Genomic DNA, 26,224 nt, shown 5'->3' on the forward strand with positions numbered 1-26,224 from the left:
GTTTAATAATTTTTCTCTTTTTTATGTAGAGAATTACTATTTTTATAATGAAGAAGATTTTTTCTCGCGCATTCGTCATACTTTTAGCCAGCATAACAATTTTTTGATTTAAAGAATACAATTTCTTTACTTACCCCCCTTTCTCTTCATCACTTATGAAAAAAACACTACTCATGAGCTTGGTGCTCATGTTCACGCTTTTCCATCAAGTAATGGCCCAAACGCGGACCATTTCGGGCAGAGTAACTGACCAGACCAACGGCGGGGGCCTACCCGGCGTAACGGTGGTGCTGAAAGGCACCACCACCGGTGTATCAACCAACGCCGACGGCGGCTTCACCCTAGGCGTTCCTGCCAGCGGCGGCACGCTGGCGTTCAGCTCCGTGGGCTTCATCACCCAAGAGCAGCCCATCGGTAGTTCGGCAGTAATGTCGGTAGCCATGGCCACTGACACGAAGCAATTGAACGAGATTGTGGTGATGGGCTACGGCACCCAACAGAATCGCCGTGAAGTAAAAGGCGCCGTGTCCACGGTAAATTCAGCTGACTACAAGGACCAGCCTATCATCAGCGTTGACCAGGCTTTACAAGGCCGGGCCGCCGGGGTGCAAGTGGTGCAGAGTTCGGGCACACCCGGTGGCGGCATTAGCGTGCGCGTGCGTGGCGCGGCCTCCATTGGGGGCAGCAACGAGCCGCTGTACGTGGTGGACGGCTTGCCCGTCGTCACGACCAGCCCCACCCAGCAGGGCGCGGGAGGCCAGTTGACCAACGGCCTGAGTGACCTTAACCCCAACGACATCGAGTCCATTGAAGTGCTGAAAGACGCCGCCTCGGCCGCCATCTACGGTTCGCGGGGCTCGAACGGCGTGGTGCTCATCACCACCAAGCGGGGCAAGTCGGGCAAGGCCCGCATCGACCTCGACTACTACACCGGGGCCCAGTCGGTGTGGAAGCGCCCGCAGGTACTAAACGGCGCGCAGCAAACCCAGCTGTTTCTGGACGCCGCCGCTGGCGCGTACCCGGCCAACGCGGCCGGCAACTACCCGGCTTTCGGCGCCATCTTCCGCAGCAATGCTGACTTGGCCGCCTACATATACGGCCCCGGCGACGCGACCATCGTGAACGGCCTAGCCCAATACGTGGACGCCGGCCCGGTTCGGCCCCTGAGCCAGTTTCAGAACCCCGCCACGTCCACCAGCACCGACTGGGGCAAGGAGGTGCTGCGCACGGCCCCCATCAGCAACTACGGCCTGACATTTTCGGGTGGCTCGGATGCCAGCCGCTACCGCTTGGCACTGAACTACTTCGACCAGCAAGGCACTATTATTGGCTCGGGTTTCGCCCGCGGTAGCGCCCGCTTGTCGGTAGACAATAAGCTGTCGGACAAAGTACGGATGGGCGTCTCCATTGGCCTGAGCCAGAGCGTGAACAACCGCGTAAACAACGACAACAACATTTACGGGGTGCTGACAACGGCCCGCCTCTACTCCAGCGACCTGCCGATTTACAACGCCGACGGCACCTACTACAAAAACGGCTCGCTGGAAAACCCGGTGGCCGCGGCCAAAGAGCCTTTTTTCAAGGCTACCACCAACCGCTTGATTGGCAGCCAGTACACCGAGTTTGAGCTGGTCAAGAACCTGAAGTACCGGGCCACCTTCGGCATCGACTATACCTACAGCCGCGACGATGTTTTCTTATCGACTCTAACCAACGCCGGGGCCGCGGTACGTGGCGATGCCACCGCGGCTACTTCGCAGGACCTGAACTACAACCACATCAGCTCGCTGAACTACAATAAAACGTTCGGCACCGACCACAGCCTGAGTGCTTTGGTGGTAGCCGAGTACCAGCGTGATCGTCTGAGCACTATTTTCACGGAGGTGACGGGCTTCCCCAGCAACGCCATCCGTGAGCTTTCGGCCGGTGCTACAAAAACGGCGGCTACCTCTGCTTCCACGGGCAACGCGCTGTTTGGCTTGCTGGCAAAAGTTGATTATGCCTATAAGGGCCGTTACCTGTTAGGGGCCTCCGTGCGCCGCGACCAAGGCTCGCGCTTTGGAACCGATAACCAAGTGGGCTATTTCCCAGCAGTCTCGGCGGGCTGGCGCGTAATTGAGGAGAGCTTCCTCAAGGACCAGACTACCCTGAGCGAATTGAAATTCCGGGGCAGCTACGGCGAGACGGGCAACCAACCTGTTGGCAACTTTGGTTCGCGCGGCCTCATCAGCCCGGGTAACAACTACCTCGCCCAGGGCGGCTTGGCTTTTTCACAACTGGCTAACCCCAACCTGAAATGGGAGCGGACGCGCCAAGCCAACATAGGCGTGGACTTCGGCTTCTTGCAGAACCGCTTTTACATCTCGGCGGATGTGTACCAACGCAAAACCGATGACCTGTTGCTCGCGCAGAACCTGCCGTCCGATACCGGTTTCCTGAGCTACAGCGCCAACGTGGGCAACCTCGAGAACAAAGGCATCGAGTTTGCCCTGACCACGGTTAACTTCCGCCACGAAGGCACGGGCTTTAACTGGGAAACCAACTTCAACATCAGCTTCAACCGCAATAAGGTAACGAAGCTGTCGGACCTCAGCGCTACCGGTACTGCGCAGGGTTTTGCCAGCCGCCTCATCGTGGGCCAGCCATTGGGTGCGTTCTATGGCTACCGCGTGGACCATATCTTCCAGACCCAGGATGAAATCAACGCATTGGACGCCAAGGCCAGGACGGCCAGTGGCTCGGCTGACGCGGCCTACCAGTCTACTGACACCCGGCCCGGCGACATCAAGTTCAAGGACCTGAACGGTGATGGCCGCATAACGGCCGCTGACCAGGAGATTATGGGCAACGCTCAGCCTAAATATTACGGGGGCATTACCAACACGTTCCGCTTCATGAACTTTGACTTTAGCGCCTTCCTGCAATACAACGTGGGCAACAAAGTGTACAACAACCCGCGGGCCTATACCCAGGGCATGAGCAGCGTATATGGCCAGGACGTGGCGGTGCTGAACCGGTGGACGCCGACCAACACCAACACCGACATGCCGCGCGCCGTGTACAACGACCCCAACAACAATGCCCGGACGTCGGACCGGTTCCTGGAGGACGGCTCGTACCTACGCCTGAAAAGCCTGACGCTGGGCTACACCCTGCCGTCGGCCCTGGCTACCCGCGCCCACCTGCGCACCGTGCGCATCTACGTGCAGTCGCAAAATCTGGTGACCTTCACTAAATACACGGGCCTCGATCCTGAAGTTAGCACAGTCAACGGTACGAATCAAGACAGTAACGCATCACCCGGCACCGACTTTTTTACTTATCCCCAGGCCCGCACCATCACCGGCGGCGTGACGCTCGGCTTCTAACCTCTTGCTTATTCATAACCATGCAAATAATTAATTTTCGTCAGCTTGCCAACCGCTCGGCCCTGCTTTTAGGCCTGGGGCTGGCCGTGGGTGCGTGCGACAAGGCAGTAAACGTGCAGCCAACGAACGACATCAGCTCGAATGCCGGCTACAGCACCAAGGAAGATGCCGCCGCCGGCTTGCTTGGCTGCTATGATGCACTACAAGATGTTGACTACGACGGGGTAGGTTTTCCGTCAACAGTTGACTTGCTAGCCAGAGAAATCCGGGAAGTAGGCACGTATAACACCACCTTCGGGCTGATAAACCAGAACCAGACTGCGCCGGACAACGTGCAGGTAGGCAACACCTGGAACGCCATTTACAGCGCTATTAACCGCACCAACTACCTGCTGCAGCAGAGCGACAAGATTACCGACCCCGCCTTTCCAAAGCTGGATACCCAAGGCCAGGCCCGGGCACTACGGGCCTATAGCTACATGAACTTGCTGGCTTTGTGGGGCGGCAGCCCCCAGGGCTACGGCTACACCGGGGGCCTCGGCGTGCCGTTGCGCCTCACGCCTACTACGTCCATTGGCTCGGAGACGGCCCCGGTTCCCCGCTCAACCGAAGCCGAAGTAGCAGCAGCCATCCGGGCCGACCTGGATTTTGCTGTTGCCAACCTGACGGATGGGGATGGCACCGTTGCCCTCGTCACCAAAAGCGCAGCACTGGCCCTGCGGGCCCGCTTTGAGTTACGAATGCGCAACTACGCCAATGCCCTGGCGTTCGCCAAGCAAGTGTCCGCCACAGGTGGCTTTGCCACGGCCGCGGCCACGGGCATCACAGCACCCGATGCTATTTGGCAGCTGGTATTCTCGAATACCGATCAGAACCTGTTCGCTTTTTACTGGTACCCTGCCCCCGGCGGACGGAACGAGTTTGACCCGGGCACGGGCTTTGCAGCGGCGCACCCGACCGGCGACCGACGCCTGGCCGTCAACGTGGCTCCTTCGGGCACCACGCTTAAATACACCCATACTGCCACCCGCGACGACCCATTTAACGCGGTACGTTATGCAGAAGTGGTGCTGACGCTGGCCGAAGCCGCTGCCCAAACCGGTGACCTGGCCACCGCTACGACCCAGCTTGACCTCATTCGTACGCGGGCCGGCCTGGCCCCCACCACAGCCACCACGGCGCCGGATCTGGTTAATGATATCCTATTGCAGCGCCGCTTGGAGTTAGCTTACGAAGGCAACTACTGGTTCGACCTGCGCCGCACCAACAACGTACAATCAATACTGGGCACGGTACCGCCGGCAGTGCCAAATGCCTGGAACCAGACCTACCGCAACTTGTTCCCCATCCCGTTGCGCGAGGTCAACATCACCAATGGAGTGATTGCGCAGAATCCGCAGTATTAATTCAGCGGACCCCTTGTATGCAAAGAAGCCCTAGCCAACTTGGCTGGGGCTTTTTTGCGTCTATACCGCGCGCAAATCCTCAGAGAATGTACTGGCTCAGGTCGCGGTTTTTGACCACGCTGGCCAGGCGCTCATCGCCCCACTCTGCTGTGAGTGGGGATGGGCGCGGGCCCCCATTTTGCTAGGCACGTCGAATGCAAACCTCCTGACCCTCTATTTGCAACTGGTCCAGCAAATGGAAGAACCTTATTGAGAGTTGGCTAGCAAAAAATAGCGCTGACCTTACCCCCTGGGGAAGGATAGAAAAAAGATTAGGGCAAAGGCCAAGGCCAAATTGGCCAGGACCTTTTTAAGGGCCCCTGGCCATGATATGCCCAAACTTTTTGTGAGGGGCAATATTTTCTCTCGGCAATTTTCAACGCCATTAAGCACTCATGCAAAAGTAATCGTGTAGTGATTACCGACGTTTGCCAGCACGTGTTCGAGGCGTTGTAGCAAGGTTTGCTCCGTGGCGTAATCCTGGGGGCGAACCCAATAGTGCTTGCAGCGGTGCCAGAGCAGTTCGATGTGGTTGAGTTCGGGGCTGTAGGCGGGCAAGAAAAAGAGTGTCAGGCCGGCCGCTGCCCACTTGGCTTCACAAGCGCGCACCACGTGCGCTTTGTGAATGGAGGCATTGTCGAGTACGAGCACGGTAGGGCCGCTTAGACTGTGGCAGAATGCGTTGACGGCCAGCACAAATAAGTCGGCCGTCAGGCTGCCTTCCCGCACGTAGGCCTCCAGGGGCTGGTGCGGGGCGTGGGCCTGCCAGAAGCCCAGGACCGAATGCCCCCCGCGCCCCCGTACGGCGGGCAGGCCCACCGGGGGCTGCCCACGCCGTTGCCAGGCATAGGGCACGGGGGCTTGGCGCGAGAAGCGGCACTCATCGACGTAGACCACGGCCACCGCGCCGCGGGCTTCGGCTTGGTGCAACGTGTGCAGGTGCTGCTGGGCGGCGGCAAACAAGACCGGGTCGCGTTGCGCTTTCAGACTCCTGCGGCAGCGCTTCCAGCGGTAGCCGGCGCGGCGCGCCAGCCGGCGCAGCGTGCTCAGGCTGAGCTTGAGGCCCCAGCCTCGGCGGATGTCAGGAAGCCACGCGCGCAATTGCTGGGTGGCCGTACCCAGCCAGGTCGCTACTTTTTTTTACTGCTGGTGGGAGTTTCGGCGGGCGGCCCGACCGCTGGCCCTCGGCCAGCCCGGCCAAGCCCAGCTCCTGCCAGCGGCGCAGCCAGATACCGACCGTATTATAGCCCACGGCAAACAAAGTGGCCAATTGCTGAACGGTCGCCCCGCGGTGGTGTCCCAAAATAACTTGGGCACGCCGCCGCATTCGCGGGTGCGGGCCCTGAGCAGCAGCGGCCTCCAGGGTGGTGATTTCAGGAGCTGCGAGCGGAAGTGAAGCGAGTAGCATACGCCAAAATTAGCGCCTTCGCCCCACACGATTACTTGTGCATGGGTGCTTAGTGGCCGAAGTGTGGAATGACAGAACATTTTTCAGATATAATATGTAATAATATTTATTTAAATTACTATATATTTTATATTAGCGTCGGTGATAAAAAGCAGAATATTAAGCTCATCTGGTTACTAGTTGAGGTTGTTTTACAGGGCATTTTGGTGTACTATTGATGAAAAAATTCCATTAATGAGTTTCTAAACCATTACCTTTTGGGCAGCATTTCATTTACCAAATCTAATTTTTCATCTGCCCAACCGGGCAACTAACTCTTTTTCGCATATGAAAAGAACATTACTCATGAGCTTGGTGCTCATGTTCACACTCTACCACCAAGTGATGGCCCAAACGCGGACCGTCTCAGGAAGAGTAACCGACCAAAAATCCGGCGAAGGTTTGCCAGGAGTAACCGTGCTGCTGAAAGGCACCACCACCGGCGTTTCTACCAGTGCCGATGGTGCGTACGCTCTGACCGTTCCTCAAGATGGAACAACGCTAGTGTTTTCGTCCGTAGGCATGGCCACTCAAGAGCGGCCAATCGGCAAACAAGCACAGATTAACGTTGCCTTACTGCAAGACGCGCGCGAACTGAGCGAAGTCGTGGTAACGGCCCTCGGTATTGAGAAAGACAAGCGCACGCTGGGCTATGCAACCCAGGAAATCAAAGGCGGAGAGGTTGCCCAAAAGTCCGAGCCCAATGTCATCACGGCCCTGCAAGGCAAGATTGCTGGCGTGAGCATTACGGGAGCTAGTGGCTTGGCCGGCTCTTCTGTCAACATCAACCTCCGCGGTATCACTTCGCTGACGGGTAGCAACCAGCCCCTGTTCGTAGTAGACGGTATTCCGATTAGTAACGATGCTGACCGTACGAACGGGGGCGCGGCGGGCACCTTGTACGGAGCCCAAACGTCGAACCGGATCGCGGACATCGATCCGGAAAATATTGCCAGCATCAGCGTTTTGAAAGGACCGGCCGCGGCCGCGCTTTACGGCTCGCGGGCTTCATCGGGTGCGATTGTAATTACCACTAAGTCGGGCGCTGACGTCAGTAGAAAGCTGGAGATTAATGTCACTTCGGGTCTCAATTTTCAGCAGGTACTAGGGCTGCCCGACTTTCAGAACGACTACGGCCAAGGAACCCTGGGGGTAAATACTACCACCGGTGGAGCCGGAAACATTTTTACAGGCAGCCCCAACTCTTGGGGTCCCCGCTTCGGTACGATGCCTACCCGAGCAAACGGTTTACTGCTCGCCGATGCCAGTTTTTTGCCTTACCAAGCGTACCCAGACAACATTAAAAACTTCTTCCGGCAAGGACGTTTGCTGACGAACGGGGTACAGTTGGCGGGCAATAACGGCACGTCCAACTTCTCGCTCAACATCAACAACACCGACCAAAAGGGCATCACGGAATCATCGCTCCTAAAGCGCACCAACGTTCAGTTGGGGGGTGGTACTACGTTGCAGAACAAAGTACGAATCTCGGGCTCGGTAAATTTTTCGCAAACCGAGCAGCTCTCTCCCCAAACGGGTAACGGTGGCAGTGCCTTCGGTACCTTGGCTTTGGTACCACGAAGCTTCGATTTACAAGGGCAGCCCTATCAGACGGCTACGGGAACTAACTTGTACTTCCCAGGCCGCGACAACCCGAACTATAACCTTCGCAATTCTAACACAGCCAGTAACGTTACCCGCTTCATCAACGTGGCTAACGTCAGCTACGATATTCTCCCGTGGCTGAGCGTGGCCTACCGGGCCGGTCTGGACGCGTACACCGACCGCCGGAAGCAAATTGCTTCCCTCAGTTCGGCCCGTAACCCAAGCGGCCTGATTTTTCAGGACAATATTCAGTACGCTGAGTTCACCGGCGACCTGCTGATAAACGCCAAGAAGGAAAACATTTTTATAGACAAGCTGAATGCCAATCTACTGGTTGGTCAGCAGGTCAACCAGCGCCGGCGCAACGAGCAGTATGTTTCGGGGGTTTCTCTGGCCTTGCCCGGTTTTTACAATGCCAGCAATGCTGCTAACTTCAACGGCAGCGGCGAATTTTCTACCGTTCGTCGCCTACTTGGCTACTACGCCGACCTGTCGCTATCTTACAACAACTACTTGTTTCTGGAAGCAACGGCGCGGGTTGACCAATCATCGACCTTGCCTAAAAACAACAACACATTTCTGTACCCGTCCATTTCGGCTGGCTTTGTGTTCACGGATGCCTTACACATCGATTCCCGCTTTTTCTCCTACGGTAAAATTAGGGCGGCCTATGCGCAAGTGGGCCGCGACGCGGACCCCTACCGGCTCGACAGCTATTATGTGCAGGCAGGCCAGGGCAATAACGTCGCCAACGTCACTTACCCTTTTATCGGGTTGGTGGGCTTCACTCCCAGCAACACTTTGGGCGGCGGCGACAATTTGAAGCCGGAGTTTACTAAGTCGGCCGAAGTGGGCTTAAACCTGGGCTTCTTTAACAACCGTCTGACGTTTGATGCTACTTATTTCAAGACCGTTAGCACCAACCAGATTGTGCCCGTTACTATTCCAGGCTCTACCGGCTACACCAGCTTTTACACCAATTCGGGCGAACTTGATAATAAGGGCATTGAAGTATTGGCTACGATCAGGCCCGTCAAATCCGCTTCGGGCTTCACCTGGGATGTTTCGGCCAACTACACCTGGCTGCGCAACCTGGTCGTTTCCATTTATCCCGGCGTGCCAAGCTCGTCGATTCCGGGCAGTGCCTTTATCGGTTCTATTCCGTCATACGTGGCCGGCCAACCTTACGGGGTTATCCTGGGCCAGAAAAAGGCCACTGCTCCTGACGGCCAGTACCTGATTAACGGCAAAACTGGTTTGTGGGTGCCCGAATTAAGCTCACAAGTCACGGCTAATCCGAACGTAAAGTGGCAGGGCGGAATTACTAACACATTGATTTACAAAGGCCTGACGCTTTCTTTCTTGGCTGATGCGATTGTCGGGGGCGACATCCTTTCCTTTACCCAGGCCGCTTACAAGTCATCCGGCTTGTTGAAAGAAACCGGCCAAAACCGCGAACAGCCCCGTGTTATTCCGGGCGTGATTCAGAGTGCGGACGGTACTTATCGCCAGAATAATATTCAGGTTGATGCTCAGAGCTACTGGGCCAACCAAGGTTTGCAGAGCGACCGGGCCATATTTGACGGAACCCACTACACCTTGCGCGAAGTATCGCTGGGCTACTCACTACCCAAGGGGTTGTTGGAGCACACTCCTTTTGGCAACGTAACCTTCTCGCTGTCGGGCCGGAACCTGTTTTACTACGCACCCAATGCCAACTTCTTCCCGGAAGTGAACACCCAAGGGGCGGGTAACATCCGTGGCCTTGACCTGCAGGGCCCCCCGAGCGTGCGCAGCTACGGCGCTTACCTGCGGTTCACTCTCTAACGGAATCACAAAAGCACAGATGAAAAACCTATATAGCTTTCGGTATTCTGCACTTGCTACGGCTGCCCTGGCAGTCGCAAGTTGCTCCCCCAACAATTTTTTGGACGTCAACGCCAGCCCCAACAGTCCAACCGTCGTCCCTCCCTCTGTCCAATTGCCGGCCATCACCGTCGGCACTGGTTTTGTGGTAGGCAACACGCTGGGCCGGGATGGCGACCTGTTCACTCAGCACTACGCAGGCATTGCCAACCAACCTGCCACAGAAGACCGTTATGTAATCAATGGCAACTACGATAACGAATGGCAGGGTGACCTTTATGGCAATAACCTGATTGGTGCGCAAACACTCATTACCAGCACCCAGGCAACCAGCCCGGCGTATTCGGGCATCGCCAAGCTCATCAAGGCATACAACTTCGCACTGACTACTGACATGTGGGGTGACATTCCCTACTCGCAGGCGTTGCAAGGACTGGCCAATCTCCACCCCGTCTTTGATAAGCAACAGGACATATACGAGGGTGCCACCGGAATCCAAAGCTTATTTGACCTAGTGCGCGACGGCTTGGCTGATTTGGATAAAACCAGTGCTTTAACACCCGGTGCTGATGACGTAGTTTATGGCGGCAACCTTGCAAAGTGGAGGAAAGTGGGTAACATGCTACTGCTGAAATTTGCCAACACTGTAAGCAGCAAAGACCCGGCCTTAGCTACGAAGGTGATTAACGAAGTATTGGCCAAAGGAGTCGGTGGTAGCGCCGCCATTAACGCTAATGGTGATGACTTCGCCGTTCCTTTCGGCCCTGCCGTGGGTAACACGAATCCGTTCTACTCTTACAATGTCACGAACCGGCCTGATGACCAAATGGCTAGCACCCGCTTCCTGGACTCGCTGGCGGCTTACAAAGACCCGCGCCTGCCCAAGTATTTCACGACTACACCCGGCAACCCCACTCCCACAGAAACTACCTCGTTTGGTAAATTCACAGGCTTCGAAAACGGTAATAACATCGTTGCACCCGCGAGGAACGCTGATCCGGCAAAGACAAGCCGTTCGGTGTACGGTGCTTACGTGTTGAATGACCCAAAAAGCGGTGCAGCGGGGGCAGGCCCGATTCGCTTGCTTACCAATTTTCAGCGGGCTTTCATCCTGGCGGAGTCGGCAATACGACTAAAAACCGCCGGCGATGCCGATGCTTTGTACAAGGAAGGTATTCGTCGCTCGATGGAGGAAACAGGCCTTACAACGGCCGAGATTGATGCCTATTTTACTGCCAACCCGGCTATAGTAGGGCTACATGGTACAGATGACCAAAAAGTTGACCAAATTCTTCGTCAGAAGTGGATGGCTTGGCTTGGCAACGGCTACGAGTCGTTTAATGATTACCGTCGGACGGGTCGCCCGAGGTTGCAACCGGCCTTGAACGTGGTAGTTACCCCAAATATTCCGCAGCGTTTGCTGTACCCACCGTCCGAAGTATCCGGCAACAGAGACAACGTTCCGACGACGGTAATTTCCGACCCGGTCTGGTGGGCATCGAAATAATGCCTGGCTCCAACAACTCTCCTTTGCTTCATACCATGAAAAATATAGCCTTTAAGTTTTTTGCCCTTCTGCTTCTTGCCGTAAGTTTTACGGCTTGTAAGAAAGACTACGGCAACCAGCTCGGCCCGCTTCAAGACAGCCTTGCCGCTATTCCGGTCACCGTCACCAATCAAGTGTATTTTGAGCGTTTCCCCATCGTAACCGCCAAAGTGGACACTACGAACGGCAGTCCTAATTCCACCGGCACGTTTTCCATTGCCTTCAGCATTCCCGCTGACAAAGGCAAAATAAAGGAAATCACGAAAATAGCCACCGGCAACGGCGGGGTGGAGTACCTGCAGGATGGGCGTTACCCCAGCTACACAACCACCACCATCGCTGGCAACGGCTCAAATACCATCACGTTCAGTTCAGACTTGAACGCGATGCGGGATTACGTGAAGCGGCTCAACGCTGCCTTCGCTGTTCTGCCGGGTAGCGCAACGAAAGCCGCCGCCTTCGTCTTTTCCGGCAAGTCGACCGGAAGAAAAGGTACTCTCACGCCAAATGCGGACCCGCAAGCACCCAACCAACTGCGCTTTTTCTTTCTTATTACTCTGGAAGACGGCACCATCCTTATTCCTACTGAGGTAGACGTTCGGCTCATCTAAAACCCGCGTAAACGCAAATAATAAAAAAAGCCCTGGCAAATGATGCCAGGGCTTTTTTTATTATTTGCGTTACTATTTGCTGATTATCAAGATTTTTTATGCTGAGAACGTCATGCTGAGTTTGCTGAAGCATCTCTACTGCATCGTTTAACGGAGTAGTGGAGATGCTTCAGCAAGCTCAGCATAACGTTATAATTTACTTAAGAAATTCACCGTCAATTGATAGCAATTCTAATACAGTCTCCGTTTTAATTCTATTGAAACTGACAAGCCAACTCCTCAGAGAATGTACTGGCTCAGGTCGCGGTTTTTGACCATGCTGGCTAGGCGTTCCTCTACCAGTTCGGCAGTAATTTGGATGTGGGCGTGGGGCCCTATTTTGTCGGGCACGTCGAAGAGCAGGTCGTTGAGCAGGCGGCTCATGACGGTGTGCAGACGGCGGGCCCCGATGTTTTCCACCTCGGCGTTTACTTCAAAGGCGATTTGGGCCACGCGCTCCAGGGCGGCATCGTCGAAGGTCAGCTCTACTTCCTCGGCCTTTAGCAACGCTTCGTACTGCTTGGTAAGGGCATTTTTGGGATCTTTGAGGATGCGGTAGAAGTCGTCTTTGGTCAGGCTTTGCAGCTCGACGCGGATGGGGAAGCGGCCTTGCAGCTCGGGTATCAAATCGCTGGGCTTGCTAACGTGGAAGGCGCCAGCGGCAATGAACAGAATGTGGTCGGTGTTGACGATGCCATACTTGGTGCTCACGGCCGACCCTTCGACGATGGGCAGAAGGTCGCGCTGCACGCCCTGGCGGCTCACGTCGGGGCCCCCGTTCTTGCCGCCGCCGCTGGTGGCCACCTTGTCAATTTCATCGATGAAGATGATGCCCGCGTTTTCGGCTTGGCGGATGGCTTCCTCCTTCACCTCTTCCATATCAATGAGCTTGGTGGCCTCCTCTTCGAGGAGGACTTTGCGGGCCTCAGCCACGGTCACCTTACGCTTGCGCGACTTCTTGGGCATCATGTTGCCCAGCATTTCCTGCAAGCCCGAGAGAGCGGCCTCGTCCATGCCCGGGGCCCCCATCACGCCCACGTTAGGCCCCGCCTGAGCTACTTGAATCTCAATGTGGCGGTCTTCCATTTCGCCGTTGCGGATCTTTTGGCGGAACCGCTCGCGGGTACGCTCGTTCAGTTCCTGGTCGGAGGTGGGCAGGGCATCACCCACGATGTTTTCACTACTGCCGCCGAAGCCCACGTTCGCACGCGCCGCGCCGCCGTCCTTGCCGGGGGCTTTGAGGGGCGGAATGAGAGCGTCGAGGATCAGGTCTTCCACAGCCTGGGCGGCCTGGGCCTTCACGGCCTCCTGGCGGCGTTGGCGCACGCGGCTCACGCTCTGCTCAGCCAGGTCGCGCACCATGCTTTCCACGTCGCGGCCTACGTAACCCACTTCCGTGAACTTGCTGGCCTCCACCTTCACAAAGGGCGCGTCGGCGAGGTGGGCCAGGCGGCGGGCAATTTCGGTTTTGCCCACGCCGGTGGCCCCAATCATGAGGATGTTATTGGGCACGATTTCGGCCTGCATATCGGCCGGTGCGTGCAGGCGGCGCCAGCGGTTGCGCAGGGCAATGGCTACGTGGCGCTTGGCCTCGTGCTGGCCGATGATGTACTTGTCGAGTTCGGCCACGATTTGGGCCGGGGTCAGGAAATGTTCTTGGAGCATGGGTAGGGAATGGGGCCCCGGACCGGCGAACGGCCGCCGCCCCGGGGCCCGGGGAGTAGTTCAAGTATTGAGCCGTTAGCTTTTAGCTGCTAGCTATTATTTTAACTGACAACGAGTTGCCAATGATATATTGTCAGTTTGATTTCACCTGGCCAATTATAACCCGCGGGTTAATCTTTCTTCTTAACTAAAGCGCGCGCCAGGGTAAAATAGTTGCTGGCCCCCGCCGCTTGCAGGGTAGCATACGTGTAATCGAGCTGAAAGCCGCTGATGGCCACCATCGCCCCGAAGCTGAGGCCGGCCCCGCCGCTAGTGGTGGCCAAGCGCAGCTCGCGGCGCTGGAGGTGGTTGTAGCCCACGCGCAGTTGCAGGTTCTGGCTGAGTACCAGGGCGGCACCCACCGTGAAATGCCGGGCCAGGTTATCGCCGAAGCTTTTTTTGGGGGCCTGCACGCCACCGTTGGCGTCGAGGGTGGTGGCGGCGGGGTCGAGGTACTGAATATCCCACTGCTGCAAGTGGTGGGCCGTAAGCGAGAAACGCACCGGCATGTGCGTGGGCTTGGCGGTGGTGCCCAGCTGCACGTCGAGCGGTAGGGGGCCCCGGGTGGTGCCAGCGTAGGGCACGAACTGGTAGCCCACGTTTTTGGCCACCAGGCCCAGCGTAAAATCCTGGGTGGGGTGCTTGTATAATACGCCGGCATCGGCCACGCCGGCCAGTGAGCGGATGCCGGCAATGCTCGACACGGCCAGCTTGGCGGTGAGGCCAAACGTGAACTTGCCCTTGGTGTAGCTGTCGCTCACGCCGGCCGTGTACTCGCTCACCACAAACGAGCCCAGGCTGTTGCCGGCCGCGTCGTAGCTGGGCAGGTCGGCGTAGTTCACGTACGTCAGGGCCAGGCCGAAGCGGCCGGCTTTGGCCGTGTTGAACACGTAGGCGGCGGTGCTCTGCTTGATGTCGGCCACGTAGCCCACGTAGCTCAGGGCCAGGCGGTGGTCCATGTCGGCGTTCAGCAGCGCGGGGTTGCCGAAGAGCATGGTGGGGTCGGCGCTGCGGGCCGATGGGTTCATGCCGCCCCAGGCCGCCAGCTGGGCCCCGGGCGGCAGGTCCAGAAACGGCAGCACTGCCCGCCCCCCAAGCTGGGCAGCGGCGGGCAGGGCCCCCAGCAGGCCCGCCAGTCCGAAAGCAAAACCGGCAAGCCGGCGGGCGGAAAAGTGCTTCACGGGGGAATTAAAAATTAAAAACGAAGAATTAAAAAGGAGAAACGAACGCCGGCCCGCCTTCGTGAGCCAGTTTTAATTCTTCATTTTTAATTTTTAATTCTACCTACTGCACCTCCACGCTGGGACCCGGGGCGGGCACCGGCTCGTCGCGCACGGGCAGCTTTTGGGGGTGCGGCACCAGCTCGGCGAGCAGGGCCACGCCTAATACATCCAACACGCGGTCGACGTAGTGAATATGCAGGCCCTGGAGGTAGTCGGCGGTGATTTCGTCCACGTCCTTGCGGTTTTTGGCGCAGAGGATAATGTCCGTCATGCCGGCGCGGCGGGCGGCCAGCAGCTTTTCCTTGATGCCGCCCACTGGCAGCACCTTACCGCGGAGCGTGATTTCGCCGGTCATGGCCAGGCGTGGGCGCACCCGGCGCTGGGTGAAGGCCGAGGCCATGCTGGTGAAAATGGCGATGCCCGCGCTGGGCCCGTCCTTGGGCACGGCACCCTCGGGGAAGTGAATGTGCAGGTCGTACTGCTCAAACAAGCGGTAGTCGATGCCGATTTCGTCGGCCCGGCTGCGCAGGTAGCTCAGGGCCGTAATGGCCGATTCCTTCATCACGTCGCCGAGCTGGCCCGAGAGCGTAAGCTTGCCTCGACCGCGGCTCAAGAGGCTCTCCACGAACAAGATGTCGCCGCCCACGCTGGTCCAGGCCAGGCCCGTCACCACGCCGGCCGTGTCGTTGTCCTGGTACATGTCGCGGTCGTAAATGGGGGCCCCCAGGATGCGGCGCACCTCGGCGGCATCGAGGACGGCGGGCACGGGCTCCTTGCCGGCCTTGCGGCGGGCCAGGTTGCGCGTCACGGCGGCCAGCTTGCGCTCCAGGCCGCGCACGCCACTCTCGCGGGTGTAGTCGTCGGCCACGCGGTGCAGGGCCCCGTCGCTGATTTTTACTTCCTGGGGCCCCAGGCCGTGCTCACGCAGCTGCTTGGGCCACAGGTGCTTCTTGGCAATCTGCACCTTTTCTTCCTGGGTATAGCCGGTCAGATCGATGATTTCCATCCGGTCGCGCAGGGCGGGCTGAATAGTGTCGAGCGAGTTGGCCGTGGCAATAAAGAGCACCTTGCTCAGGTCATACTCTACCTCTAAATAATTATCGACGAAGGTCGAGTTCTGCTCCGGGTCGAGCACTTCGAGCAGGGCCGAGCTGGGGTCGCCGCGGAAGTCGGCGCTCACCTTGTCAATCTCGTCCAGAATGATGACTGGGTTGCTGGCCCCGGCCTTCTTAATTTGGGCAATGATACGGCCCGGCATGGCGCCCACGTAGGTTTTGCGGTGCCCGCGGATTTCGGCCTCGTCGCGCACGCCGCCCAGGCTCAGGCGCACGTACTTGCGGCCCAGCGCCGTGGCAATACTGCGCCCGAGGGAGGTTTTACCCACGCCGGGGGGGCCGTACAGGCACAAAATGGGCGACTTCAAGTCCTGCTTCAGCTTGAGCACGGCCAGATATTCGAGAATGCGCTCCTTCACCTTCTCCAGGCCGAAATGGTCGGCGTCGAGGATTTTGCGGGTTTGCTTGAGGTTGATTTTGTCCTTCGTGTACTCGTTCCAGGGCAGGTCGAGCAGGAATTCCACGTAGTTGGAAATCACTGAGAAGTCGGGCGCCATCGGGTTGGTGCGGGCCAGCTTTTCCATCTCTTTGGCGAAGTGCATGGCCACCGGCTCGGGCCACTTTTTGGTCAGGGCCCGGTCGCGGTAGCGGCCAATGTCCTGGTCGGGGCCCTCCTGGCCCAGCTCGTCCTGCAAGGTTTTGAGCTGCTGGCGCAGGAAGTACTCGCGCTGCTGGGCGTCGATGCCGGTGTGGGTTTTGGTGCGGATATCCTGCTTGATTTCGAGCAGCTCCACCTGGTTCAGCAGCGCTTCGAGCAGCTGGCGGGCCTGCTGCTCGGGGTCGCTCAGCTCCAGCAGGCGCTGCTTGGCGGGCAGGTCGAGCTGCACGTTCGAGCACAGAAAATGCGTGAGGAAAGCCGGCGACTGGATGCCTTCGAGCATGCTACGCGCCTCCGACGGAATTTCGGGGCTCAGCTCCACCACCTTGCCGGCGGCCTCGCGCAAGCTTTGCAGCAGGGCAAATTCGGCGGGCACGTCCACGTTCAGCGACGTTTCGGCGAAGTACTGCACCTGGGCCGTGAGGCGGGGCGCGTAGGTCAGCTCCTCCTCAATGGTGAAGCGCACCTGGCCCTGGATGATGATGGTCACCTGCCCGTCGGGCTGCTCAATGAGCTTGAGGATGCGAGCCAGGGTGCCCACGGGGTGCAGCTCGGCCACAGTGGGCTCAGCGTCGTCGGGGCTGCGCTGGGCCACTACGCCGAGTAGCTTGTCGCCGCTGGCGTAGATGGCGCGCACCAGCTTAGCGCTTTTCCTGCGCGTGACGGTGACTGGCAGCACCACGCCCGGAAACAGCACAGTGTTGCGCACGGGCAGCAGCGACAGCTTGGCGGGCGCGTCGTCGCCGTTGAGCAGGTGGTCGGGGTCGGCCGCCATGATGGCGATGGCCTCGGGTTGGGGATTGGCTTCGCCGCGCAGCCAGTGAGGGCGCGCCGCGGCGATGGAAACGGAAGCCAGGGGCATGGCAGAAGGAATCAAAGGACAAGCGCCGGGGGTGCCAGATTGGCAGCCCGCCGCGGATACAGAACTAGCCGACAAGATACACCCGTCGGCGGCCCTGGCTGGTCAAGTGCCGTGCCAGAGCCCGGGGCCAGCCAAAGCGGCGCTTACCCGGATAATTATATTTTTATGAACAACTTGCATCCGCTAATCAACTCTTCGCACCCGGGCCATGCCTGTAATGTTTTGTCGGCGGGCGCTGCGGTGGCTCGTCTTTGCGTGGAGCCTGGCCCTGGGGCCCGGCGCGTGGGCCCAGGCGCCGCGCCCGGTCATTACGCCCGGGGCCTACAAAGTACGCGGCCTGGGCAGCCCCACCAGCCGCCGGCTGCGCCTGCGCCCCGACGGTACGCCCGATTTTGTATACATCAATAAATACCGTTTCTACGAAGACAAAAAGGCCCTACGCGCCATTGCCCACGCCGAAAAGCGCCACCGCTACCACCAGGCCCGGCTGCTGCTCGAAGACTACATCGCGCGGTTCGGGCCCGAAAACTTTGGGCGCGGCACTGGAATGCTCTGGCGCATGGGCCAACTGCTGGAGCGCGACAGCCAGTTGGTGAAGGCCAAGGCGTACTACCGCCTGGCCTTGAAACATCGCCGGACGGATGTTACCAAAGTACAATTGTACTACGATTCGCTGGAGCAAAAAACTACCGCCTTGTACGTGCCGCTGCAAACGTATTACGATCTGGTGGAGTACCGCAAGAACCTCAATACGTTCCATCCGCCCAAGGGCGTGTACACGAGCATGGGCGACGCCGTGAACAGCAAGGCCCCCGACTACGGCCCCACCCTAGCCGGGCGCGATTCGCTGCTGCTCTTCAGCAGCAAGCGCAAGCGCCGGGGCCTGACCGGCACCGTGGACGAGGACCTGTACATCTCGCGGCGCGAGGGCGTGAGCTGGACCGACGCCGAGCCGCTGCCTAAACCCATCAACTCGCCTTATAACGAAGGGTCGGCGTGCTTTAGCAAGGACGGGCGTACCATCTTTTTTGCCCGCTGTGAGTGCCCCACCTGCCACGGCAACTGCGACCTATACACGGCCAAGCTGGGCAAAGACGGCCAGTGGAGCGTGCCCCGCAGCCTGGGCCCCGCCGTGAATTCGGTAGCCTGGGACTCGCAGCCCGCGCTGTCGCAAACCGAAGACACCCTGTACTTTGCCTCCGACCGCCTAGGTGGTTTCGGGGCAAGCGACATCTACTTCACCGCCCGCCAGAAGAACGGCCAGTGGGGCCCCGCCCAAAACCTGGGGCCCGTGGTGAACACCCGTGAAAGCGAGGTCAGCCCCTTCTACCACCCCCTCTACCACGTGTTGTACTTCAGCTCGCGCGGGCAATTGCTGAACTTCGGCGACTTCGACATCTACAAAACCTACCGCGTACAGGGGCGCTGGCAGGAGCCGCGCAACATTGGACCCCTGGTGAACGGCAAGGGCCCCGAGTACTATTTCACCATCGACCGCGGAAGCCGCAACCTCTACTACGCCCGCTCCGAGCCCACCGATGTGGGCAACCTCGACCTCTACTCCTTTCCGCTGCCCATGGAGGCCCAGCCGCTGGCCACCACCACCGTGGCCGGCACCCTGCGCGACTCCATCAGCAACAAGCCGCTGCAAGGCATTGTGAGCGTGATTGATACCGATAACGGCGTGGAAGTGGCCAGCAAGTACCTGCGGCCCGACGGCAGCTTCGACTTCGAGTTGATGGAGGGCTCGCACTACGTGCTGCTCATCCAGAGCCCGGATTTTTTCAGCGTTGAGAAAAAATTTGAGCTTAAAGGCGACACCGTGGTGAGCCTGCTGACGAACAGCTTGAACTACAAGCTACCGCTGGTGTTCAAAAATATCGAGTTTGAGGCCGGTAAGGCCAATGTGCTGGCGGCCATGCACTCCACCCTCGACCGGCTTACGACCTTCCTGGCTGACCACCCCAGCTACCGCCTCAGCATTGCGGGCCACACCGACGCCCAGGGCGACCCCGACGCTAACCTGCTGCTCTCGCAGGCCCGCGCCGAGGCCATTCGCCGCTACATCGAGCACCGGGGTAAGATTGCGCCCGCCCGCCTCGAAAGCGGCGGCTTCGGCAGCTCCCAACCGTTGAAAGACGAGGCCAACGAAGCCGACGCCCGCGTGAACCGCCGCGTGGAGTTCCGCATCCTCCAGCCCGACGGCAACGCCCCGGCCAGCGGGGCCTGGAAATAAAAGCCGGGTTGAAGCCCTGAAATCAACTACTTGCTTTACAGCGCTTTAACAAATATGTAGGCATTCAGTAGCATGAAGGACAGGGCCGGCAGCGAAACCAACAGACCGTCCTTCACTTTGATGCGGATGGCTACGCCCAGGAACATCAGCACGGCCAAGCCGCCGGAGGCAATCAGCAGGATGGGGTTGATTCTTAGGCCCACCAGCAGCCCCACGGCCCCGAGCAACTCGAAAATTATGGCAATCAGCCCCACCCTTTCCAGCCCAAACCGTTTGAACTCCTCCTTCATGTTGGGCGAGATGAAATAGGCAACGCCGTAGCCCAAAAAGGACAAGCTCGAGAATAGCGTTAAAACGGTGAGCAGGTACATCAGGCGGCAGGAGTATGCAGGGCGGCGTAGGCAATGAATAAGCTCAGCACCAGCAAGACTAAGGAAGGAGCACGCTTGAAAAGCGGATTATTGACCTTGTAGTGAAAGTATTGCGCGGCCAGCATCAGCACGGCCATGAGCAGGGCGGGCACCAGCACCAGGGCCGGGTACCAGATGCCGGCAATCAGCAGGGTGGCCAGGGCAATTTTGGTGGACCCTACCAGCGTGCGGGTTTGGTCGCTCAGGCCGTACTGCTTGAATTCCAGTACGATGTTATCGAAGCGGAAGACCCACACGTAGATGACCGACAGGGCAACAACGAGCTGGACGATGATGGCGGCAGTAGTCATGCTAGTTTCCGTTTAGTGCCCCATCGGCCGGTTGCCTTGCCGCGTTGGCTCGGGTTGCTGCCGGCTATGCCGCCCCGTTTTCCGGGCCCGGCGCAGTGCATGGGTTTGGTAGCAAAGCCCCTAAGCCGCTCGAATGTTTAGGTCGGGGCGTTAGCAAAGGCGTGTAGAATGGAGTGCCACTCCATTTTTGTGCGCACGCCAAACGGAGTAGCACTCCGTTCTACGCACCTTCCGTGCTGGCTGTGCACTGACTTGAAAACTGCGCCAACAGCGCTACGAAACGGCCAGCACCTGCACCGTTTTGCCGTTGAACACGGCCGCCTCGCCGGCGCGCTTGCCCTTCAGGGCCAGGGCCACCGGCGCGGCCCCCGACACGGCAAAGCACTCCTGCCCGCCCACCACTAGCCGGCCGGCGCTGATGGCCAGGTAGAACCAGCCCAACGAGGTGTGCACCAGGGCCCCCGGGCGCACCGCGTCGCAGGGCGCGTCGGGGCTGATGCGGGCCAACTCAGCAGCCAGCTGCCGGGCCTGGTGCAGCTGACCGGCGTTGCGGTCGCGCTCCTGGGTGGCCATTTCGCGGCCGGTTTCGTACTTGTCGCCCGCGCTGCTTTTGGTGTCGGAGTTAGCCGATTCCTGGGCGGCCTGCATGGCCAGGGCAGCAGCGGCCATGCGCTGCTCGATGAAGGCCTGGCAGGCGGCGTGAAGGGCGGGTTTGGGTAAAAAATCGGCCATTGGGGCGAAGCGGAAGAGGTAAAAGCGGGCCCGGCCGGGCCCTGGCAACCGCCGCGCAGCCGCGGCGGGGACTAAAATCGGGTAATTCTACGCGATAAACAGCTGGCTGCACCTTGGTTCTTTGCAGTGCCGAACCGAACCAACGCGGGGCCCTGGCTTTTTGCCCCGCCGCGCGCCACGAAATCACCCGCTTTCTTTTTCCCTACATGAGCCCTATGCCCACGCTGATGCTTGAAGCTGAGGCCCCCGCGCACCGCCTGCCGCGCTGGCAACAGCGGCAGAAGAACTTCGACGCCGCGGTTCCCACCGTGGCCGATTGCGCCCGGCGCGCCAGTGTCATTCCTTTTCACCCCTCCCCCATGTCGTCGCGCGAACTCGCCAACCTCCCCGCCCTGAAAAGCGCCCAGCGCGCCGAGTTTCTACGCCGGGCCCGCCAGCTGGGCCACTACTTCGACGCCCTGGAGCAGGGGCTGGAGGAACGTCGGTTTTTTACCGCAGCCGCCGAAGCGGTGCGGCTGCTGCCCGCCGCGGCCTTGCAGCCGCACCGCGTGCCCGGCTTCTACCAGCCGGGGCCGGAGGCCGGGGGGCCGGGCAAGGGCGGGGCGTTGGTGTTTGCCGACGGCCTGCTGACGGCGGGGCCCCGGGGGCCTGTGCACGTGCACGCCATTTCCATCGACACCAAGGTATTGGGCCCCGGCGAGCAGTGGGACGTGAGCCCGCCCGACGGCGACGCCTGGGCCCCCGATGGCCTGCCCTCCTACGTGGTGGTGAACGTGCGGCGGCTGATTCTGCACCCCGGGGCCGTCGTGGTGGTGCGCGGCCACGCGTTTTCGCTGCTTTGCCAAGAGTACCACTCCCTGGCCGTTGCGGACGCCGGTGCACACCAGGTGGCCATCGGGCCCGCGCCGCTGGGGGCCGGCCTACCGGGGCCCTGCCAGCTGGCCGAGCTGGTGTTCCGCGACGTGTGGGGGCCCCTGGCTGTGCACGCCCAATCGGCTGCCCACGCGCCCGGCCGGCGCGTGGTGCTGGCCCACCATGTTTCCGGCCTGGCCTAATCCGCTCCCGCTCAGGCATAAATAAATTTGCAGTAGCGCTTTATTACGCATTGGCTGCTAGTTGCTTATACCTTGTATAAAGTTCACCTTATTTATCCCCAATAAATGCCCTCTAATCCCGACCTCCTTACCCCCCAACAATTCGAGCAGTACGCCGCTGAGTGGCAGAAAATTGCCAGTGGCGCCGGGGGGCCAGCGCTCGAGCGGTGCTTCGCCGCGCCCGGCCACGGCCGCCGCACCTACGCCAGTCTGCCCGTCCAGCACTTGGTATGGCTGGTGTCGACGGTGGGTATCGTCTACGTTAGGACCCGGTTTTTAGCTATTGCCCACGACGACCGCCCGACCCGCTTCGCGCTGGCACTATTTGCCACCGATGCCGAGGGCAAACGCCTCTCGGCCTACTACTTGGCCGATGCGGAGGACGAAGGCTCCGCCCTGCACCAGCTGCCCGCCACCCAGGTACCGCACAGCCTGGTGAAGACTTGGCTGCACAACTGGACCGCGGCGCCGGCCATCACGCCCGCTCTGTTTGCCACCGGCTACGGGCCCCTGCGGGGCTACACCTTCGAGCTGGGCGATTTCCTGGAGCCCCTGTTTGCCGCCCAGCCTTTCGGCGACCAAACGCTGCGGGTTAGCTTCGGCCTGCACGAATACTACCCCACCGAGGGCCCCCTGACGCAAACCTTCGGGCTAGTGCTACGCATCCACGACCCTAAGAAGCTGGACGGCAGCGGCTCCAGCGACCCATTTTTCGATATGTCGAGTCCCTGCCCACCGAAGTGCTAGGGGCATGCCCGAGGGCGTAGGCAGCGCTAAGGGCAGCTTACCATTCTCTACTTGCCCTACCCGTAAGCAGCATGACCAGCGACGGATTATTTATATTTATACTTATAGCCCGCTTTATGGAGGTCGCGCTAGCGGTCGCGTTCCTCAGCGGCGTGATACGCTTCCGGCGGCTACCGCCGGAACTGCGGTATTTGGCAGTGTTTTTAGGGTTTGACGTGGCAACAGAAGTTGTATCTACTTGGCTAGGGTATTTACATCGACCCAACTTGTTCCTATTCCCAATTTTTGCGGCGGTTGAAGTGTGGTTTTTGGCGTTAGTCTACGACCGGGCGTTGCGATGGCCGGCCTTTTCGCGGTGGCGGCCGTGGCTGGCCGGCGCATTCGTAGCCTACTGCGCGCTCGACGGCTTGCTGGCCCCCGAGGTGGCCCGGTTCAAGCCCGCCCTGTTGCTCGTGGAAAGCGTGCTGGTGCTGAGCCTGGTGGGGCTGTATTTCCGCAAGCTGCTCCACGAGCTGCGCGTAACACGCCTGGATCGGGAGCCAATGTTCTGGATTTCGGTCGGAATCGTCATTAACTTTCTGGGCAGCATTCAAATTCACCTGTTCAGCAACTACCTGCTCACGCACTACTCTAAGCAGCTGAGCTTATATGCCTGGACCGTCCACTCACTACTCAACGTGGTGTTGTATGCCTGCTACTGCACCGCTCTATGGATTCGCCCCCGGAAGTAACCTTCGCCCCGCTGCTGTTCGGCGGCATTGCGTTCATGCTGCTGGCGGCGGGGGCCCTGGTGCTGTTTTTAGTGGTGTACCAGAAGCGGCTGCTGCAACAGCAACTGCGCCTGCGCGCGGCCGAGGCCACGCACCAGCAGGCGCTACTGGCCGCCATCGTGGAGGCCCAGGAACTGGAGCGGGAACGCATCGGCCGCGACCTCCACGACGGCATCGGCTCGACCATTGCCACGGCCAAACTGCTGGTGCACCGCCTCGAAGGCCCCCAGCCCCTCGACGACCGCGCCGATTTACTCGGCTTGGTGAAAGAAATAATGGGCACCGCCGTGCAGGACGTACGCACCGTATCGCACAGCCTCTACCCGGTGGTGCTGGCCCGTTTTGGCTTGGCCGAAGCCCTTCAGCACTTGGTCGACGTGTCGAACGAAGCCGGCACGCTGGCCGTCGAGCTGGAGGTGGAGTACCCCCGCCCCCTGGCCCTGGCCCAGGAGCTGGCCCTGTACCGCATTTGCCAAGAGCTGATGCACAACGCTTTCAAGCACGCCGTCGGGGCCACGCGTCTCGGCGTGCAGCTGCGGCAGCGCGGCACACTGCTCACGCTGGCCGTGGACGACGACGGCTGCGGCTTTGCGCAACCCGCGCCGGGGCCCCCCGCGCTGGCCGGCGCGGGCGTGGGCCTGCGCAGCATCGACGTGCGGGTGCAACTGCTGCGCGCCCGCCTGCACCGGGCCTCGGGCCCCGGCCAGGGCACCCACACCCGCGTCGAGCTACCCTCGGCCTTTGTGGTGTAAGCCCAGGGGTTTTTACCGTTTCTGTCCTTTCCCCCTTCCCATGGCTTCCATCGATTTCCCGGTTCGCATTGCGCTACTCGACGACCACCCGCTGTTTCGGCAGGGAATGCGCTACATTTTGCAGGCCCTACCCTACGTGGAGGCCGTGGACGAAGCCGGCGAGTTTGCCGAGCTGCTGGCCCTCTGCCGCCAGCGCCTGCCCGACGTGCTGCTCCTCGACCTGCAAATGCCCGGCATGGACGGCCCCGAAGTAGCCAAAACCCTACTCGCCGAATTCCCCGGCCTGAAAATCATCGTCCTCTCGATGTTTTCCGCCGACAAGTTCATCACCCAAATGCTGAAGCTGGGGGCCCGCAGCTACCTGCCCAAAGACGCCGACCAGGACCAGCTCCGCCAGGCCCTGGAAGACGTGCTCACGACCGGCCACCACGTCACGCCGCGCATGGCGCGGGCGTTGCTGCGCGGGGCCCCGGCGGCCCCGGCCCCCGCGCCGCCGCTCTCGGCCCTGGTGCAGCTCACCCCGCGCGAGGAGGAAATCCTGCGTCTCATCTGCGAGGGCCGCACAGCGGCCGAAATTGCCGACCACCTCTTCATCAGCCGCCGCACCGTGGAGGGCCACCGCCAAAACCTGCTCGAAAAAACCCACGCCCCCAACTCGACCGGCCTGGTAGTGTACGCCGTCCGCCACGGCCTACTGGACGCGTGAGTTAGGTGCTGCGCAATTTGAACGAGTGGGTTGGCAAGCCCAAAGGCAATGCGCGTGGGACCCTACGGCTACTTCGGTAGTTGCGGGAACTCGCCGACCAGAGACGTGTGCTTGCCCTTGCTGGCAATTTTGGTGATGGTTTCCAGGAACTGGTAAAACCGGATGTTTTCGTCGCCCTTCATCAGCTCCGAAGCGTTTTTCAGGGCCCGGGCCGTAGCCACAGTCGTGCGAGCGTTTTCTAGGTCGGCCTTTGCCCGGATTTTGGCTTCCAAGTGCCGGGCGAATAGTTCTTGAATATTTTTGGGGAAAGTCAGGTCGCGCAGCTGCACCATTTCGAGCACTACGCCAAATTCTAGCGCGCGCTGGGCCAGGGCCTCGGTCTGCAAACTGGCAAGCTCGGCCCGTCGCTCATTCAGGTCCTCGCTGGTGGAAACGCCAATCTGGACGCGGGCCGAAAGCTGCACGGCGACGGCCACGCGCTGCTCGGCTTCGTTCAGGGCCGGGCCTACGCCCTGGCTGAAATCGAAGCTGTTCACGAACCGCAAGCCATCGGCAATGCGGTAAAGTACCACGCATGAGAACCGGAGCGCAATATTATCGCTGGTGAGCACCTCTTGGTTGGTAATCACTACTTGCCGGGAAGTAGTGGGCAGCACCAGTAACTCGGTCTGGTTGCGCCAATCAGACACTTCGTAACGCCCCGGCTCCCACTGTTTTTCCAGCACGTTGTTGCGGTACAAGAAACCTTGGCTATTGGGCCGTACCTGATAGGTTTTGGTAAATAATCCCATAACAAAGCGACGGGGGTTGAGAATAGTCAAAAGTAGGAGAAAAAGGACCCCAGGCCGGCCGGGGGCCGTGCGTAAGCTTTGGGGCAGGCCCCGCGGCGGTATCTGCACGGCCACAAACGGCCAGCTGGGTAAGCCGAAGCTTCGCCCTTTTCCTCCACTCAAGGTCAGCTTTTCAGGCTGTTTGCAGGATAGTGCAAAGTCCTTCCAGGTCTGACGAGGGGAATCGAACCCCCTACCGGCCCGCTC

The 26,224-nt window shown here is 59.7% G+C and carries 20 protein-coding genes; 11 read left to right on the forward strand and 9 right to left on the reverse strand.

The genetic code is table 11. From position 1 onward, the window contains the following. Nucleotides 1–155 precede the first annotated feature (155 nt). Together DDQ68_RS10900 and DDQ68_RS10905 are read left to right on the forward strand one after the other, a co-directional pair. Nucleotides 156–3,368, forward strand: a complete 3,213-nt coding sequence (locus tag DDQ68_RS10900; protein ID WP_109656326.1) for a SusC/RagA family TonB-linked outer membrane protein — start codon at nucleotides 156–158, stop codon at nucleotides 3,366–3,368. Nucleotides 3,369–3,388: 20 nt separating this feature from the next. Beyond that, nucleotides 3,389–4,774 carry a RagB/SusD family nutrient uptake outer membrane protein gene (locus DDQ68_RS10905; protein WP_109656327.1) on the forward strand — a complete coding sequence of 462 codons (1,386 nt, stop codon included), beginning with the start codon at nucleotides 3,389–3,391 and terminating at the stop codon, nucleotides 4,772–4,774. 432 nt (nucleotides 4,775–5,206) lie between these two features. On the opposite strand, the gene DDQ68_RS10910 is transcribed toward DDQ68_RS10905, so the two are convergent. Further along, a complete protein-coding gene (locus tag DDQ68_RS10910; protein ID WP_162549719.1) occupies nucleotides 5,207–5,914 on the reverse strand; it encodes an IS630 family transposase in 708 nt (235 codons plus the stop codon). Continuing rightward, nucleotides 5,895–6,221, reverse strand: coding sequence for a helix-turn-helix domain-containing protein (locus DDQ68_RS24760; protein WP_109652446.1), 327 nt, complete (start codon nucleotides 6,219–6,221; stop codon nucleotides 5,895–5,897). Before DDQ68_RS24760 ends, DDQ68_RS10910 begins: the two co-directional genes overlap by 20 nt. Nucleotides 6,222–6,548: 327 nt before the next feature. Here DDQ68_RS24760 and DDQ68_RS10920 point away from each other — a divergent pair, with 327 nt between their 5' ends. From DDQ68_RS10920 to DDQ68_RS10930, 3 genes are all read left to right on the forward strand, one after another. Continuing rightward, nucleotides 6,549–9,692: a SusC/RagA family TonB-linked outer membrane protein gene (locus DDQ68_RS10920; RefSeq protein WP_109656328.1), complete on the forward strand. Its 3,144-nt coding sequence runs from the start codon at nucleotides 6,549–6,551 to the stop codon at nucleotides 9,690–9,692. A 154-nt stretch (nucleotides 9,693–9,846) separates the two neighbouring features. Beyond that, nucleotides 9,847–11,238 (forward strand): SusD/RagB family nutrient-binding outer membrane lipoprotein, encoded by a 1,392-nt coding sequence (locus tag DDQ68_RS10925; protein WP_162550027.1) that lies wholly within the window; start codon nucleotides 9,847–9,849, stop codon nucleotides 11,236–11,238. A 35-nt stretch (nucleotides 11,239–11,273) separates the two neighbouring features. Beyond that, nucleotides 11,274–11,888, forward strand: coding sequence for a hypothetical protein (locus DDQ68_RS10930; RefSeq protein ID WP_109656330.1), 615 nt, complete (start codon nucleotides 11,274–11,276; stop codon nucleotides 11,886–11,888). 279 nt (nucleotides 11,889–12,167) lie between these two features. Here DDQ68_RS10930 and hslU read toward each other — a convergent pair whose 3' ends face one another. The 3 genes from hslU to lon all read right to left on the reverse strand — a co-directional run bounded on the left by hslU (nucleotide 12,168) and on the right by lon (nucleotide 17,342). Continuing rightward, nucleotides 12,168–13,592 (reverse strand): ATP-dependent protease ATPase subunit HslU, encoded by a 1,425-nt coding sequence (gene hslU / locus DDQ68_RS10935; RefSeq protein ID WP_109656331.1) that lies wholly within the window; start codon nucleotides 13,590–13,592, stop codon nucleotides 12,168–12,170. Nucleotides 13,593–13,762: 170 nt separating this feature from the next. After that, on the reverse strand, nucleotides 13,763–14,812 hold the full coding sequence (gene porQ, locus DDQ68_RS10940) for a type IX secretion system protein PorQ (RefSeq protein WP_109656332.1): 1,050 nt from the start codon (nucleotides 14,810–14,812) through the stop codon (nucleotides 13,763–13,765). 103 nt (nucleotides 14,813–14,915) lie between these two features. Next, the gene (gene lon / locus DDQ68_RS10945) at nucleotides 14,916–17,342 is read right to left on the reverse strand and encodes an endopeptidase La (protein WP_109658403.1); all 2,427 of its coding nucleotides are present in this window, start codon (nucleotides 17,340–17,342) and stop codon (nucleotides 14,916–14,918) included. Nucleotides 17,343–17,637: 295 nt separating this feature from the next. On the opposite strand from lon, the gene DDQ68_RS10950 reads away from it, so the two are divergent. Beyond that, nucleotides 17,638–19,665 carry an OmpA family protein gene (locus DDQ68_RS10950; protein ID WP_245897411.1) on the forward strand — a complete coding sequence of 676 codons (2,028 nt, stop codon included), beginning with the start codon at nucleotides 17,638–17,640 and terminating at the stop codon, nucleotides 19,663–19,665. Nucleotides 19,666–19,700: 35 nt separating this feature from the next. On the opposite strand, the gene DDQ68_RS10955 is transcribed toward DDQ68_RS10950, so the two are convergent. From DDQ68_RS10955 to DDQ68_RS10965, 3 genes are all read right to left on the reverse strand, one after another. Further along, the gene (locus tag DDQ68_RS10955; protein ID WP_211320265.1) at nucleotides 19,701–19,991 is read right to left on the reverse strand and encodes a DoxX family protein; all 291 of its coding nucleotides are present in this window, start codon (nucleotides 19,989–19,991) and stop codon (nucleotides 19,701–19,703) included. Between the two features lie 44 nt (nucleotides 19,992–20,035). Then, nucleotides 20,036–20,386: a DoxX family protein gene (locus DDQ68_RS10960; RefSeq protein WP_109656335.1), complete on the reverse strand. Its 351-nt coding sequence runs from the start codon at nucleotides 20,384–20,386 to the stop codon at nucleotides 20,036–20,038. Between the two features lie 273 nt (nucleotides 20,387–20,659). After that, nucleotides 20,660–21,118: a 3-oxoacyl-ACP synthase gene (locus tag DDQ68_RS10965; RefSeq protein ID WP_109658404.1), complete on the reverse strand. Its 459-nt coding sequence runs from the start codon at nucleotides 21,116–21,118 to the stop codon at nucleotides 20,660–20,662. 206 nt (nucleotides 21,119–21,324) lie between these two features. Between DDQ68_RS10965 and DDQ68_RS10970 the strand changes: the two genes are divergently transcribed. The 5 genes from DDQ68_RS10970 to DDQ68_RS10990 all read left to right on the forward strand — a co-directional run bounded on the left by DDQ68_RS10970 (nucleotide 21,325) and on the right by DDQ68_RS10990 (nucleotide 25,187). Beyond that, nucleotides 21,325–22,173 (forward strand): hypothetical protein, encoded by an 849-nt coding sequence (locus DDQ68_RS10970; protein WP_162550028.1) that lies wholly within the window; start codon nucleotides 21,325–21,327, stop codon nucleotides 22,171–22,173. A gap of 105 nt (nucleotides 22,174–22,278) precedes the next feature. Next, complete coding sequence (locus DDQ68_RS10975) at nucleotides 22,279–22,959, forward strand: hypothetical protein (protein WP_109656337.1); 681 nt, start codon at nucleotides 22,279–22,281, stop codon at nucleotides 22,957–22,959. A gap of 266 nt (nucleotides 22,960–23,225) precedes the next feature. Then, the gene (locus DDQ68_RS10980; RefSeq protein WP_109656338.1) at nucleotides 23,226–23,690 is read left to right on the forward strand and encodes a hypothetical protein; all 465 of its coding nucleotides are present in this window, start codon (nucleotides 23,226–23,228) and stop codon (nucleotides 23,688–23,690) included. Next, nucleotides 23,669–24,481 (forward strand): sensor histidine kinase, encoded by an 813-nt coding sequence (locus DDQ68_RS10985; RefSeq protein WP_109656339.1) that lies wholly within the window; start codon nucleotides 23,669–23,671, stop codon nucleotides 24,479–24,481. Before DDQ68_RS10980 ends, DDQ68_RS10985 begins: the two co-directional genes overlap by 22 nt. A gap of 40 nt (nucleotides 24,482–24,521) precedes the next feature. Further along, nucleotides 24,522–25,187 (forward strand): response regulator transcription factor, encoded by a 666-nt coding sequence (locus tag DDQ68_RS10990; RefSeq protein ID WP_109656340.1) that lies wholly within the window; start codon nucleotides 24,522–24,524, stop codon nucleotides 25,185–25,187. Between the two features lie 68 nt (nucleotides 25,188–25,255). On the opposite strand, the gene DDQ68_RS10995 is transcribed toward DDQ68_RS10990, so the two are convergent. Beyond that, a complete protein-coding gene (locus DDQ68_RS10995; protein WP_109656341.1) occupies nucleotides 25,256–25,978 on the reverse strand; it encodes a slipin family protein in 723 nt (240 codons plus the stop codon). Between the last annotated feature and the right edge of the window lie 246 nt (nucleotides 25,979–26,224).

This window comes from Hymenobacter nivis, assembly GCF_003149515.1.
GTDB lineage: Bacteria > Bacteroidota > Bacteroidia > Cytophagales > Hymenobacteraceae > Hymenobacter > Hymenobacter nivis.

Bases quoted from the DNA above. Each gene is read 5' to 3' on its own strand.
- DDQ68_RS24760 (WP_109652446.1), bottom strand. From the start codon at position 6,221: ATGCTACTCGCTTCACTTCCGCTCGCAGCTCCTGAAATCACCACCCTG.
- DDQ68_RS10930 (WP_109656330.1), top strand. From the start codon at position 11,274: ATGAAAAATATAGCCTTTAAGTTTTTTGCCCTTCTGCTTCTTGCCGTA.
- DDQ68_RS10960 (WP_109656335.1), bottom strand. From the start codon at position 20,386: ATGACTACTGCCGCCATCATCGTCCAGCTCGTTGTTGCCCTGTCGGTC.
- DDQ68_RS10990 (WP_109656340.1), top strand. From the start codon at position 24,522: ATGGCTTCCATCGATTTCCCGGTTCGCATTGCGCTACTCGACGACCAC.
- DDQ68_RS10985 (WP_109656339.1), top strand. From the start codon at position 23,669: ATGGATTCGCCCCCGGAAGTAACCTTCGCCCCGCTGCTGTTCGGCGGC.
- DDQ68_RS10995 (WP_109656341.1), bottom strand. From the start codon at position 25,978: ATGGGATTATTTACCAAAACCTATCAGGTACGGCCCAATAGCCAAGGT.
- DDQ68_RS10920 (WP_109656328.1), top strand. From the start codon at position 6,549: ATGAAAAGAACATTACTCATGAGCTTGGTGCTCATGTTCACACTCTAC.
- hslU (WP_109656331.1), bottom strand. From the start codon at position 13,592: ATGCTCCAAGAACATTTCCTGACCCCGGCCCAAATCGTGGCCGAACTC.
- DDQ68_RS10950 (WP_245897411.1), top strand. From the start codon at position 17,638: ATGCCTGTAATGTTTTGTCGGCGGGCGCTGCGGTGGCTCGTCTTTGCG.
- DDQ68_RS10900 (WP_109656326.1), top strand. From the start codon at position 156: ATGAAAAAAACACTACTCATGAGCTTGGTGCTCATGTTCACGCTTTTC.
- DDQ68_RS10965 (WP_109658404.1), bottom strand. From the start codon at position 21,118: ATGGCCGATTTTTTACCCAAACCCGCCCTTCACGCCGCCTGCCAGGCC.
- DDQ68_RS10975 (WP_109656337.1), top strand. From the start codon at position 22,279: ATGCCCTCTAATCCCGACCTCCTTACCCCCCAACAATTCGAGCAGTAC.
- DDQ68_RS10905 (WP_109656327.1), top strand. From the start codon at position 3,389: ATGCAAATAATTAATTTTCGTCAGCTTGCCAACCGCTCGGCCCTGCTT.
- lon (WP_109658403.1), bottom strand. From the start codon at position 17,342: ATGGCGGCCGACCCCGACCACCTGCTCAACGGCGACGACGCGCCCGCC.
- DDQ68_RS10970 (WP_162550028.1), top strand. From the start codon at position 21,325: ATGAGCCCTATGCCCACGCTGATGCTTGAAGCTGAGGCCCCCGCGCAC.